Consider the following 12,952-nt stretch of genomic DNA (forward strand, 5'->3'; position numbering starts at 1 on the left):
TAATATAAAATGAACTTTCCTTATATATATAATACTTATAATGTAAAAAATATTATGTTTTTTGTTCTTATAGCATCTATTCCGGCGATTTTAACAGAATGTTACTTTTTTGGAATGGTGATATTAATACAAATATTTTTATTTATTGTATGTTCTTTACTATTTGAAATAATTATATTAAAAATATGTTGTAAAAATATTAAAAATAATATATTAGATAATTCAACACTGGTTACAGCAGTGTTATTAGGTTTAAGCATTCCTTCTACATTAACTTGGTGGATGATAATATTTAGTTCTTTTTTTGCTATTGTTATTTCTAAATTTTTATATGGAGGATTAGGGCAAAATATATTTAATCCAGCTATGGTTGGTTATGCTGTATTACTAATATCTTTTCCGCTAGATATGAGTTCTTATCATACAGAAAGTACTAAATTATTTTCTTTAGATGATTTAAAAACTTCAATAAATAAGATTTTTTTTCAAACAAAAAAAAATGTTATTTTAGATCAAAATCCTGATATTTTCACGCAAGCAACACCTTTAAATGACTTTAAGAATAAATCTCGTATTTTTTATCATACTACTTCAGAGAATAAAATTTTCAATAACGAAAAAATAACTGTTTTTTCATCTTGGAATTATGTGAATATAAGTTTTTTATTAGGTGGTATTTTTTTATTATATAAGAAAATTATTTGTTGGCGTATTCCATTTAGTTTTTTATTTTCTTTATTTTGTTTTTGTACCTGCAGTTTTTTATTTTCTAAAAATTTTATTTTTTCTCCGTTTTTTCATCTTTTCTCTGGTGGGACAATGATATGTGCTTTTTTTATTGCAACTGATCCAGTTACTACTTCTCACAGCAACATAGGTAAAACTATTTTTGGTTTAATCATTGGATTTTTAGTTTTTATAATTCGGACATATAGTGATTATCCAGATGGAGTGGCTTTTTCAGTTTTGCTGGGAAATATGTTAGTTCCATTAATAGATGATTTTTTAAATACATCTGGGTATGGACATAAAAAATATGAAAAATTTTAAAAAAATATTAAAAAATTCATTTACAATGAGTTGTTTTGCTGTTGCATTTTTAGGTATTGTTATATATGTAAATCATATGACAAAAAATTCAATAAAAAAACAAAAAGAAAAAGAAAAAAAAAATTTTATCCAGCAAGTAGTTCCATATAATATTTATAGTTTATATCAAGAAAAAAAATATTTAGTAGACAGTGAATTGTTAGGAGATTCTAATAAACATAATCTATGGTTATTATTTCATAATAAAATGCCAAAAATCGCTATTATTGAAAGTACAGCTCCAGATGGTTATTCTGGCTCAATTTATATATTAGTAGCTGCATATTTAAATGGAAAAATTATTGGTGTTCGAGTTTTGTCTCATAAAGAAACTCCTGGCATTGGTGATAAAATTGATATATCTATTTCTGATTGGATTACTAAATTTACAAATTTAATAGTAAAAGATGATAAAGATAATCGCGTGTTATTAAAAAAGTATGGTGGTCAAATTGATCAGTTCACAGGAGCAACTGTTACGCCACAAGCTGTAACTAATGCGATAAAAAGAACAGTAATTTTCATTAAAAGAATACCATTAATTCTTTCTCTAAATAGGTAAAATATATGAAATATAGTAATTTTTTAAAGATAAGATTATGGTCAAATAATTCTTCTTTTGTTCAACTTTTAGGTTTGTGTCCGGTCTTAGCTATGACTACAAGCGCGATAAATGCTCTAGGTTTAGGAATTTGTACAACATTTATATTAACTATTACAAATAGTATTATTTCTGTATTTAAAAATATAATACCTAAAAATGTTAGAATCCCTATTTTTATGTTAATAGTTTCTTCAACAGTGACATGTGTAGAAATGATATTACATGCGTATCGATTTAATTTATATAAAGCATTGGGTGTGTTTATTCCCTTAATAGTCACGAATTGCATCGTCATTGGTAGAGCGGAATCTATAGCTTATAAAAATTCTATTTTGGTTTCTTTTTTTGATGGATTATTAACAGGTTTAGGCGCAACGCTAGCCATGTTTTCTATAGGTTCAATACGAGAGATCCTAGGTCATGGCACATTATTTTTTGAAAGTAATAAAATTTTTCATTTCTTAAGTATTAATGATTTCTTTACCGTGTTCGATAAAAATAAAATACTAATTTTAGTAGTATCTCCTCCAGGGGGATTTTTAATATTAGGTTTTTTGATTGCTTTTAAAAATTATTTAGATAAAATAAAAAAAAAATAAATATATTTATTTAAGTGTATAGATAATATAAGCTATGAATAGCAAAGAACGTTATAAAATTTTATCGTTATTTCATGTAAATCAACCATATCCTATGACAGAATTGATTTTTTCATCAAATTTTGAATTATTAGTATCTTTAATATTATCTGCTCAATCTACTGATAATATAGTAAATAAAACAACTTTTATTTTATTTCAAGTTGCTAATACTCCAGAAAGTATTGTACAGTTAGGTATGAAAAAACTAAAAAATTACATTAGAAGTGTTGGTTTGTATAATACTAAAGCTCAATATATTATTAAAACATCTTTTTTATTATTAAAAAAATATGATAATCAAATTCCTAATACTCGAGCAGAATTAGAGTCTTTACCTGGTATCGGTAGAAAAATAGCGAATATTATTTTAAATCTACTATTTGATAAACAAACTATTGCAGTAGATACACATGTTTTCCGAGTTTCTAATCGAACTGGTTTTGCTATAGGGAAAAATGTAATGCAAGTGGAAAAAAAATTAATGAAAGTTGTACCATCTATTTTTAAAAAAAACATTCATTTTTGGTTTGTTTATCATGGGCGTTATATTTGTAAAGCACGACAACCAAGATGTGATGTTTGTTTGATCAAAAATTTTTGTGAATTTATTAATAACAAATCCATATAACACATTGAATATATAAGTGATGATTGTAGACGTTGTTTTACCTTTTCCAATTAAAACATATTTTAGTTATATACTCCCCTATTCCATTGCTCCTGTAGTTGGAGTTCGCGTTATTGTTCCTTTTCGCTCGAAAGATGTAGTAGGTATTATTATTGCATATAATCAAAAAAAAAATTTAAATAATGTGAATTTTAAATTTGTTAAATATGTTATTGATTATGAACCAATTTTGAACATGTCTTTATTAAATCTTTTAATATGGTTAAGCAAGTATTATTACTATCCTATAGGAAGTATATTTCTTATTGTTTTTCCTAATATTTTCAAATCTAAAAATATAGTTAAAAATAATCATAAGATATATCCTATAGATAATATAAATTCATTTAATTTATTTAAAATTAATAAAACATTTGTGTTAAATAAAAATATTTTATTTAAAATAAATTTGATTTTAACTAATAAATCTTTTTCATCTTGGCTGATATCAGAAATTAATTTATTTATCAAAATTAAATTTTATTTAGGCTTGTTCAAAAAAATTTTGGAAAAAAATTTACAAATTTTAATTATTGTTCCATATATAAAGGATGCATATAAAATATTATTTTTTTTAAAAAAATATTTAAATGTTTCTATGAGTATTGCATATACTCATATAAATAATAAAATATGCTTTGATATATGGATGAAAACTAAAAATGGGCAAAATTTTATTTTAATTGGAACAAAAAAAAGTGTTTTTTTTCCTTTTTTAAAACTAGGTTTAATTGTTCTGTTCGAAGAACATAATTTAATATATAAAAATATAAATCAATTTAAATGCAATATTAGAGATATAGCAATATTTAGAGCATTCAAAGAAAATATACCCATCATTTTGGATTCGAGTACACCTTCTTTGAAAACTTTGTATAATATAATTCATAAAAAAATTTTTTGGATAAATTTTAATCAAATCTACACTTCTGTACTTTTAAAAAATAAAATTATTAATTTGAAAAAAGAAAAAATAAGAACTCATTTATCAGATAGTTTGATTAATGAAATTTTTAAAAATATAAAAAAAAATTTTTCAGTTTTATTGATTTTCAATCCATCTAATTTTGTTTTTTTAGGTTTAATGTGCAATTATTGCCATTGGATTCCTAGATGTCATATTTGTCATGATTACTATGAAGTTAACACATATAATGATATTATGTTTTGTAGAAGTTGTTTAATTTATCATAAAAAATTATTATTATGCAACATATGTAATATGCCTTCATTGACTACATTTAATTTTGGTGTGAAAAAAATTAAAAAAAATATAAAAAAAATTTTTCCTAATATACCATTATTATTTTTAATATCTTTAAAAAATATTAAAATTAAAAAATTAAATTTAAATATTGATAATTTTTCTATTTCACATTCCGGTATTATTGTTACCACAGATAAAATAGTTCAAAATTATTTTTTTCCCAATGTGAGATTAATTGGTTTAGTAAATATTGATCATTATTTTTGTTCTTTTAATTTTAATAATACTGAAAATTTTTCTCAATTTTATTTTAATCTTGTTAATCTAATACAAAAAAAATCAAAATTTTTCAATATATTAATTCAGACATCGATTCCTAATAATGAACATTTAATAAATATATGTAGTAAAAAATATTTTTTTTATGCCCGTAATATATTGATTACAAGAAAAAAGTTTTTATTACCTCCCTGGAATATTCAAGTTATTTTATACTGTCAAAGTACTAGTGTTCAAAAAAGTTTTACATTTTTGAAATTTATATATATTTTTTTGAAAAAAAAATCTAAAAAAGATAATATTTTATTATGGTTTGTAGGACCTGATCCTGTTTTTGTAAGATCTAAAAAAAAATTTTTTTATAAATTATTAATACAATGTTCTTCGCGTATTTATTTGCAAAAGATATTAAGAATTGCACTAGATCTTTCAAAATATTTTTCTATTTTTAATAATGTTAAATGGTTTTTAAACTTTGATGTAAATTAATTTTAAGAAAATAAAGAGTTTCATATATCTTATTATTGAACTTCAAAAGAAATTAGAATAAAATAATAAAATAATTTAAGTTTGATTTAAAAGGTTTTTAATGAACTATGTTAATTTAATTGATGAATTAAAACAACGAAATTTAATATCTCATATTACAAATGAAGAAATGTTAAAAAAAAACATTGAAAATAATTTTATTGCATTATATTGTGGATTTGACCCTACTGAAGAAAGTTTACATATAGGTCATCTTCTACCTTTAATTACATTAAAAAGATTTCAATTAAAAGGACATACACCTATTGTTTTAATTGGCGGAGCTACAAGCTTGATTGGAGATCCGAGTTTTAAGGAAAAAGAACGTTTATTAAATTTTGATAATAAAGTTGATCTATGGACCGCTAATATAACTAAACAAATATCTTATTTTTTAAGCTCTAACGGTGCTACGAATAATGTAGTTATATTAAATAATAAAAAGTGGTTTGAAAAAATTAATATTTTATCATTTCTACGTAATATTGGAAAACACTTTTCAATTAACACCATGATTAATAGAGAAGCAGTAAAACAGCGTATTAAAAGATTAGACCAAGGAATTTCTTTTACAGAATTTTCATACAACTTATTACAGGCGTATGACTTTTTCATATTAAATAAAAAAAAACAAGTGTCTCTTCAAATTGGAGGATCTGATCAGTGGGGAAACATTTCTGCTGGTATGCACTTAATCAAACGTATTTCTAAAAAAAAAGCTTATGGTTTAACTCTACCTTTGCTTATGAAGTCTAATGGGGTTAAATTTGGAAAAACAGAGTCTGGAACTATTTGGTTAGATCCTAAAAAAACAACTCCTTATAAATTTTATCAATTTTGGAAAAACATAGAAGATTCTGATGTTTATAAGTTTTTCAAATTATTTACTTTTTTAGACTGTGATGAAATCAATGTAAGAGAAATAAACAAATATAAAAATAATCAGATTATTCATGATAAATCTTACTTATCGCGATACATGACTCGTTTAGTACATGGCGAAGAAAATTTACTATCTGCAGAAAGAATTACTAATATTCTTTTTTTAAAAAATATAAATGAGATCAAGGAATTTGATTTACAACAGTTAAAAAAAGATGGTATACCTTCCATTGAAGTTAATCAAATTAAAGATTTACAAGAAGCATTAATATTATGCTCATTAGCACAATCTCGCACACAAGCAAAAAATATGATCATATCTAATGCTATATCTATTAATACCAATAAAGTTTCAAAACAAAGTTATACTTTCAATGACGATGATAAATTATTCAATCGATTTACTTTGATTTCTAGAGGAAAAAAAAATCATTGTCTTATATATTGGAAATAAATTATTTTGATTTTTTAACCAATAATAATTCAAAAAATAATTAATTAATTGCAAAACTTTCTCCACAACCGCAAAATTTTTCTAACTTAGAGTTATAAAATTTAAATACTTTGTTGACATTATTTTTTATAAAATCAATTTTTACACCATCTAAAAATGGAATGTCTTTTTTAGAAATTTGTATTGAAATATTTTTACAAGAAAAAATTATATCATTTTCTACGATTAACTGTTTTTCATTGTTAGTTAATTCCATAGTATATCGAAAGCCTGCGCATCCAGATTTTTTTATACTTAATTTTATTCCTGTGTTTTTTTTATCACGATTAATTAATAATAATATTTGTTGCGCAGCACTTTGCGTAATTTCAATTCCTTTCCATGTATTTTCATTAAATAAATAAGTATTTACTTGTTTTTTTTTCATTTTTTTCTCTTGATTACTTTTGATAAAGGAATATTCTATAAATAATTATTTCATTTGTTTTTATGTATTTTTTGTTTTATTTGAAGAGTTTTTCTTTCATGATTTTTAAAAATTTAATGTTATAATTTTGATTAGCAAAATTTTTTAATTCTTTCCACTCATCATCTATAATATAAAAATATTTATAAAAATATTGAGGTGAAACAATTATATGCAAAATCCAAAAGAAAAAATGGATTTATCGCAGTTTATTTTATCATTAATATTTATTATTGCTATAAGTATTGCAAGTTTTTTAATAATAAAACCATTTATATTAGGATTTTTATGGGCTAGTACTATTGTAATTTCAACTTGGCCTTTGATGTTAAAAATACAAAAATTTTTAGGAGGTCGACGTTTCATTGCTCTTGTGAGTATGATTATTATTTTATTGTTATTATTTATTATTCCAATAGTACTTTTAGTAAATAGTTTAATTGCGACAAGTATCCCAATTATTCATTGGTTTGGTTCTAACACTTTAGAATTTCCAGAATTAATTTGGCTGCAGGATATACCAATAATCGGAAAAAAAATTTTTATTGGCTATAAAGAGTTATTAGATAGTGATGGAGCTGAATTAATTAAAGAAGTTAGACCTTATATGGGTCGAACAACTGAATTTTTTATAATTCAAGCTAAAAATTTCGGATTATTTGTCATGCATTTAACTTTAATGTTAATATTTAGTATTTTACTCTATTGGAACGGTGAAAAAATTAGTAATGCAATTCGTCGATTTGCATTACGCATTAATTCTAAAAATGGAAATGCTATTATTTTACTGACTGTTCGTGCTATTAGGTCTGTTGCATTAGGAGTTGTAGTAACAGCTTTAATTCAAGCTTTTTTATCTGGTTTAGGTTTGTTAATTTCAGGTGTTCCATATTGGACTTTGTTAATGATTTTGATTGTTTTTTCTTGTTTAATACAATTAGGTCCATTACCAATTTTATTCCCATCTATTATCTGGCTCTATTGGAATAATCATACTACATGGGGAACGTTATTATTAATTTGGAGTTGTTTTGTATTTATATTAGATAATATATTACGCACTTTGTTTATAAGAATCGGTTCTGATTTACCAACTTTTTTAATTTTATCAGGAGTGATAGGTGGTTTACTAACTTTTGGTATGATTGGTTTATTTATTGGACCGGTAGTATTAGTAATATTATATAGATTAACAATATCTTGGATATACGGGATTTCTATTAATTCTTTTATTAACAATATAGATGCAAAACCAAAGATTAATTAATAATTATAAAAAATTTAAAATATTATAATTTTTAAATTTTAAGTTGTAAAAATAAACGGCTTAATTTAATCTAAAGATATAATAAGTACTTTTAAAAACAAATAAAAAATTATGATATTATAAAAAAATAATTTAACTATTTTGAATATTTACTGAACAGAATATTAATAATCTTGTATAATTGTATGATTTTTAGGATTTTATCTTCATTTTATTTCCTATTTTAAGCTTTTTATTATGTTTAAATACTATTATACTTCTTTTCTCGAAAATTATGATTTTTTTATATATTAAAAATTTTTCTTTAGAGAGAAGTTTATGATTAATTAGTTTATCGTGATTTTATCACATTTTGATATTCTTTTTAGGATAGAAAATTCGTTTAGAGAATAAAATGAAAAAAACAGATGAACTACGTACAATACGAATCGATCCATTAATAACGCCTTCTGAATTAGCAAAAAAATATGCTATTACCTCAGATATTATGGATAATGTTATTATAACTAGACAGAATATTGCACGAATTATGACTGGTCGAGATTTGCGTTTACTCGTTGTAATAGGTCCATGTTCTGTTCATGATCCTATAGCTGCCGTCGAATACGCTCATCGATTATTTGAATTACGCAAAAAATATCAAGATCGTCTTGAGATTATAATGCGTACATATTTTGAAAAACCAAGAACAGTAGTTGGCTGGAAAGGATTAATTTCAGATCCAGATTTAAACGGTAGTTTTAGAGTTAATCATGGACTTTCTGTAGCTCGTAAATTACTATTGGATATAAATGCATTAGGAATGCCAGCCGCAACAGAATTTTTAGATATTGTAGTGGGTCAATTCATTGCAGATTTAATTAGTTGGGGAGCTATTGGAGCTAGAACTACTGAAAGCCAAATTCATAGAGAAATGGCTTCTGCACTTTCATGTCCAGTAGGATTTAAAAATGGAACTGATGGTAATATACGTATCGCAATCGATGCTATTAGAGCAGCTCAAGCTCGTCATTTATTTTTTGCCCCAAATAAAGATGGGCAAATGACTATTAATCATACTAGTGGTAATCCATACGGACATATTATTATGAGAGGTGGTCGGTCTCCTAATTATCATGCTAAAGATGTTGAATCAGCAATCAAAGAATTACGTAAATTTAATTTAATAGAGCATTTAATGATTGATTTTAGTCATGGAAATTGCTTAAAAGAACATATTCGCCAAAAGAATGTTTCTATGTCTGTTGCAAAACAAATTTCTTCAGGATCTAAAAATATATTTGGGGTTATGATTGAAAGTTTCTTAGAAGAAGGTTTTCAAAAAGTATCAAATAAAAAACCATTAATATATGGAAAATCAATTACTGATGCTTGTTTAAACTGGAATGATAGTGTTTTAATAATTAAACAATTAGCAGATGCTGTAGATACTCGTTTTTAGTTTGTATGCTAGTCAAAATTTTGACTAGCATATTTTTATTAGTTAAATAAATTTAATTTTATAGAATTAATTTTTATAATTATTAAAAATATTTTTTAAATAAAGGTATATCAGAATGCCTGTAATAAAATTTTGTGATGGAAGTCAAGAAATTTACGAGCATTCTATCTCATTAAAAAATCTTATAAAAAATAAGAATCCTAACATATTTACATCTTTAATTGCTATTTCTACAAATGAAAATTTTTCTAATTTAGACACTCTTATTACAAAAGATTCTTTTATAAAATTTATTAGAAAAAAAGATGTTGATGCATTAAAGATTATTAGGTATTCATGTATACAGCTCTTAAATTATTCGATTAAAACAATATGGCCATTATGTAAAATTGCGGAAAGTAAAATTACAAGTGATGGTTTTTATTCTGATATAGACACAGAAAATAAAATTTTAGAAAAAGATCTGATTTTAATAGAGCAGAAAATGAAAGATCTTTTAAGTAAAAAGTATGATATTGTTAATAAAAAGTTATCTTTTAATAAAGTTTTAAAAGAGTTTACACAAAGATCAGAGATATATAAAATTAATTTAGTACAAAGTAATTTTCTAGAAAATGATATAGTTTCTTTATATTATCATGAAGATTACGTAGATCTTGATATTGGAATGCAAGTATTTAACATAAAATTTTGTAAATATTTTAAATTGCAAAAAATTAGCGGAGTTTATTGGCAAGGCAACAAAAAAAATACAATGTTGCAACGTATTTATTGTACTGCTTGGCGAAATCAAGAAGAATTAGATAAGCATTTAAGTTACATTAAGGAATTAAAAAAAAGAGATCATAGAAAAATTAATCAATCTTTAAAATTATATCATATGCAAAATGAATCTCCTGGTATGATTTTTTGGCATAATAACGGTTTTATTATTTTTAATGAATTAGAAAATTTTGTTCGAGAAAAACTAAAAGAATATAAATATAAAGAAGTAAAAACGCCTTTATTAATAGATAAATCAATATGGAGACACAGTGGTCATTGGGATAACTATAAAGATGCTATTTTTACTACTTCATCAGAAAATAGAAAGTACTGTATTAAACCTATGAATTGTCCTGGACATGTTCAAATTTTTAACGTTGGATTAAAATCTTATCGAGATTTACCTATTCGTATGGCAGAGTTTGGAAGTTGTCATAGAAATGAATTTTCTGGATCTTTACATGGTCTTATGAGAGTACGTAATTTTACTCAAGATGATGCTCATATATTTTGTACTCCAGAACAAATACATTCTGAAATTAATAACTGCATTAACATGATATATGATTTATATAGCACATTTAATTTTAAAAATATTATAGTAAAATTTTCTACTCGACCTAAAAAACGTATTGGTGATGATATAATTTGGGATCAAGCAGAACAAGATTTATCTGATGTTTTAATAAAAAATAATTTAGCATTCGAATATCAATTAGGAGAAGGTGCTTTTTATGGACCTAAAATTGAATTTGTTTTGCAAGATTCATTAGATCGAAATTGGCAATGTGGAACAATACAGTTAGATTTTTATCTACCAGCTCGTTTAAATGCATTTTATATTAATTCAAAAAATGAAAAAAGTATCCCTATAATAATTCATCGCGCTATCTTGGGATCAATCGAACGTTTTATTGGAATACTGATAGAAGAGTGCGCTGGAAAATTGCCAACTTGGATATCTCCTATACAAGTTATTGTGATCGGCGTTAAAAGCGCTCATTCTGTTTATGTAAACAAAATAGTTGAAAGACTTAATATTTTAAAGATTCGTGTTGAATCAGATTTAAGAAATGAAAAAATGAATCTTAAAATTCGTGAGCATACTTTACGTCACATTCCATATATATTAATTTGTGGTGAAAAAGAAATTCAATCTAATACAGTTTCTGTTAGAAATAGAAATGGAAATAATTTTAAAGTATTGGATGTTAATTTATTTATTAAAAAACTGCAAAACGAAATATTCACTCGTAGTTTTTTTCAAATGGAGGAATAAGGTATTAAAGTCGGAAAAAGAACTCATCAATTAACAAAGCCAAATCGTATTAATAACGAAATTCGTGCAATTAAAGTTCGCCTGACAGGCATTGAAGGCGATCAACTAGGAATCGTTAGTTTACGTGAAGCTTTAGACAAATCTGAAGAATTAGGATTAGATTTAGTAGAAATAAGTCCTAACGCAGAGCCTCCAGTTTGTCGAATTATGGATTATGGAAAATTTCTTTATGAAAAAAGCAAATCTTCTAAAGAACAGAAAAAGAAACAAAAAGTTGTTCAAGTAAAAGAAATTAAATTTCGTCCCGGAACTGATGAAGGAGATTATCAAGTTAAACTACGTAATTTAATTCGTTTTTTAGAAGATGGTGATAAAGTAAAAATTACCTTGCGTTTCAGAGGGCGAGAAATGGCCCATCAAAAAATAGGTGTAAATGTTTTAAATAGAGTAAAAAATGATCTAATTGAATTAGCCACTATTGAATCATTCCCATCTAAAATTGAAGGTCGTCAAATGATAATGATTTTAGCTCCAAGGAAAAAATAGTAACTTAAATTAACAGTATTTAAAGTAAATATATAATTATTTTTTCTAATTACAAAGAAACATTATATGCAAAAAATTAAAACTTTAAAGAGTGCAGCAAAACGATTTAAAAAAACTGCATCTGGTAAATTCAAGCGTAAACAGGCGAATTTGCGTCATATTTTAACAAAAAAGACAACAAGTAAAAAACGCCATTTACGTCCTAAAGTACTGGTTTTAAAAGGAGATATCAATAAAGTAAGATCATTTTTACCGTATGTATAAATTTATTTTTACTAAAGTTGTGTAAACAGGGGAGAGCATATCAATGGCTCGTGTAAAACGTGGCGTAACTGCTCATGCTCGTCATAAAAAAGTTTTAAAACAAGCAAAAGGTTATTATGGAGCTCGTTCTCGTGTTTATAGAGTTGCATATCAAGCTGTGATTAAAGCAGGTCAGTATGCTTACCGTGATAGACGTCAAAGAAAAAGACAATTCCGTCAATTATGGATTACGAGAATAAATGCCGCAGTTCGTCAAAGTAAAATCTCTTATAGCAAGTTTATATATGGATTAAAACAAGCTTCTATTAATATCGACCGAAAAGTATTATCTGATATTGCGATATTTGATATATGTGCGTTTAATATTTTAGTTGAAAAAGCAAAAAATGCTTTACTTTGATATAATAAATCATTTTTTAATAAATAAAATAAGAGGAAATTAATTTTTTCTTCGTTTACATTATAATTAAGTTTTTATTTATGAATAATATTTTTTAAACAATTAATTAACATATTTATATTGTTTATATTTTAAAAATTTAATCAAATAAGCTTCCTTTATGGAAGCTTTTT

Annotated in this window: 13 protein-coding genes; 12 read left to right on the plus strand and 1 reads right to left on the minus strand. The window is 24.5% G+C overall.

Features of this window, described 5'->3' with window-relative positions:
* Positions 1-9 precede the first annotated feature (9 nt).
* The 6 genes from IX46_RS00585 to tyrS all read left to right on the plus strand — a co-directional run bounded on the left by IX46_RS00585 (position 10) and on the right by tyrS (position 6,351).
* A complete protein-coding gene (locus IX46_RS00585; protein ID WP_071880107.1) occupies positions 10-1,050 on the plus strand; it encodes an RnfABCDGE type electron transport complex subunit D in 1,041 nt (346 codons plus the stop codon).
* Positions 1,037-1,651 (plus strand): electron transport complex subunit RsxG, encoded by a 615-nt coding sequence (rsxG, locus tag IX46_RS00590; protein WP_071880108.1) that lies wholly within the window; start codon positions 1,037-1,039, stop codon positions 1,649-1,651. The genes IX46_RS00585 and rsxG overlap by 14 nt, the downstream gene beginning before the upstream one ends.
* A gap of 5 nt (positions 1,652-1,656) precedes the next feature.
* Positions 1,657-2,292: an electron transport complex subunit E gene (locus tag IX46_RS00595; protein ID WP_053940093.1), complete on the plus strand. Its 636-nt coding sequence runs from the start codon at positions 1,657-1,659 to the stop codon at positions 2,290-2,292.
* 34 nt (positions 2,293-2,326) lie between these two features.
* Positions 2,327-2,962 carry an endonuclease III gene (gene nth / locus IX46_RS00600; protein ID WP_053940094.1) on the plus strand — a complete coding sequence of 212 codons (636 nt, stop codon included), beginning with the start codon at positions 2,327-2,329 and terminating at the stop codon, positions 2,960-2,962.
* Between the two features lie 19 nt (positions 2,963-2,981).
* Positions 2,982-4,976, plus strand: a complete 1,995-nt coding sequence (gene priA, locus IX46_RS00605) for a replication restart helicase PriA (RefSeq protein ID WP_238967841.1) — start codon at positions 2,982-2,984, stop codon at positions 4,974-4,976.
* A gap of 100 nt (positions 4,977-5,076) precedes the next feature.
* A complete protein-coding gene (gene tyrS, locus IX46_RS00610) occupies positions 5,077-6,351 on the plus strand; it encodes a tyrosine--tRNA ligase (RefSeq protein WP_053940096.1) in 1,275 nt (424 codons plus the stop codon).
* 40 nt (positions 6,352-6,391) lie between these two features.
* On the opposite strand, the gene IX46_RS00615 is transcribed toward tyrS, so the two are convergent.
* A complete protein-coding gene (locus tag IX46_RS00615) occupies positions 6,392-6,778 on the minus strand; it encodes an iron-sulfur cluster assembly accessory protein (protein WP_053940097.1) in 387 nt (128 codons plus the stop codon).
* A 211-nt stretch (positions 6,779-6,989) separates the two neighbouring features.
* Here IX46_RS00615 and ydiK point away from each other — a divergent pair, with 211 nt between their 5' ends.
* The 6 genes from ydiK to rplT all read left to right on the plus strand — a co-directional run bounded on the left by ydiK (position 6,990) and on the right by rplT (position 12,779).
* Positions 6,990-8,084, plus strand: coding sequence for an AI-2E family transporter YdiK (ydiK, locus tag IX46_RS00620; RefSeq protein ID WP_053940098.1), 1,095 nt, complete (start codon positions 6,990-6,992; stop codon positions 8,082-8,084).
* Between the two features lie 394 nt (positions 8,085-8,478).
* A complete protein-coding gene (locus tag IX46_RS00625; protein ID WP_053940099.1) occupies positions 8,479-9,525 on the plus strand; it encodes a 3-deoxy-7-phosphoheptulonate synthase in 1,047 nt (348 codons plus the stop codon).
* A 115-nt stretch (positions 9,526-9,640) separates the two neighbouring features.
* A complete protein-coding gene (thrS, locus tag IX46_RS00630) occupies positions 9,641-11,569 on the plus strand; it encodes a threonine--tRNA ligase (protein WP_053940100.1) in 1,929 nt (642 codons plus the stop codon).
* 3 nt (positions 11,570-11,572) lie between these two features.
* The gene (gene infC, locus IX46_RS00635; RefSeq protein ID WP_053940101.1) at positions 11,573-12,115 is read left to right on the plus strand and encodes a translation initiation factor IF-3; all 543 of its coding nucleotides are present in this window, start codon (positions 11,573-11,575) and stop codon (positions 12,113-12,115) included.
* A gap of 66 nt (positions 12,116-12,181) precedes the next feature.
* Complete coding sequence (gene rpmI / locus IX46_RS00640; RefSeq protein WP_053940102.1) at positions 12,182-12,379, plus strand: 50S ribosomal protein L35; 198 nt, start codon at positions 12,182-12,184, stop codon at positions 12,377-12,379.
* A 43-nt stretch (positions 12,380-12,422) separates the two neighbouring features.
* Complete coding sequence (gene rplT, locus IX46_RS00645) at positions 12,423-12,779, plus strand: 50S ribosomal protein L20 (protein WP_053940103.1); 357 nt, start codon at positions 12,423-12,425, stop codon at positions 12,777-12,779.
* The last annotated feature ends 173 nt before the right edge of the window (positions 12,780-12,952 follow it).

This window comes from Buchnera aphidicola (Aphis glycines), from assembly GCF_001280225.1.
In the GTDB taxonomy this organism is placed as follows: domain Bacteria; phylum Pseudomonadota; class Gammaproteobacteria; order Enterobacterales; family Enterobacteriaceae; genus Buchnera; species Buchnera aphidicola_E.

Coding starts and splice junctions, on each gene's coding strand:
- IX46_RS00585 (WP_071880107.1), top strand. CDS start 10: ATGAACTTTCCTTATATATATAATACTTATAATGTAAAAAATATTATG.
- rsxG (WP_071880108.1), top strand. CDS start 1,037: ATGAAAAATTTTAAAAAAATATTAAAAAATTCATTTACAATGAGTTGT.
- IX46_RS00595 (WP_053940093.1), top strand. CDS start 1,657: ATGAAATATAGTAATTTTTTAAAGATAAGATTATGGTCAAATAATTCT.
- nth (WP_053940094.1), top strand. CDS start 2,327: ATGAATAGCAAAGAACGTTATAAAATTTTATCGTTATTTCATGTAAAT.
- priA (WP_238967841.1), top strand. CDS start 2,982: ATGATTGTAGACGTTGTTTTACCTTTTCCAATTAAAACATATTTTAGT.
- tyrS (WP_053940096.1), top strand. CDS start 5,077: ATGAACTATGTTAATTTAATTGATGAATTAAAACAACGAAATTTAATA.
- IX46_RS00615 (WP_053940097.1), bottom strand. CDS start 6,778: ATGAAAAAAAAACAAGTAAATACTTATTTATTTAATGAAAATACATGG.
- ydiK (WP_053940098.1), top strand. CDS start 6,990: ATGCAAAATCCAAAAGAAAAAATGGATTTATCGCAGTTTATTTTATCA.
- IX46_RS00625 (WP_053940099.1), top strand. CDS start 8,479: ATGAAAAAAACAGATGAACTACGTACAATACGAATCGATCCATTAATA.
- thrS (WP_053940100.1), top strand. CDS start 9,641: ATGCCTGTAATAAAATTTTGTGATGGAAGTCAAGAAATTTACGAGCAT.
- rpmI (WP_053940102.1), top strand. CDS start 12,182: ATGCAAAAAATTAAAACTTTAAAGAGTGCAGCAAAACGATTTAAAAAA.
- rplT (WP_053940103.1), top strand. CDS start 12,423: ATGGCTCGTGTAAAACGTGGCGTAACTGCTCATGCTCGTCATAAAAAA.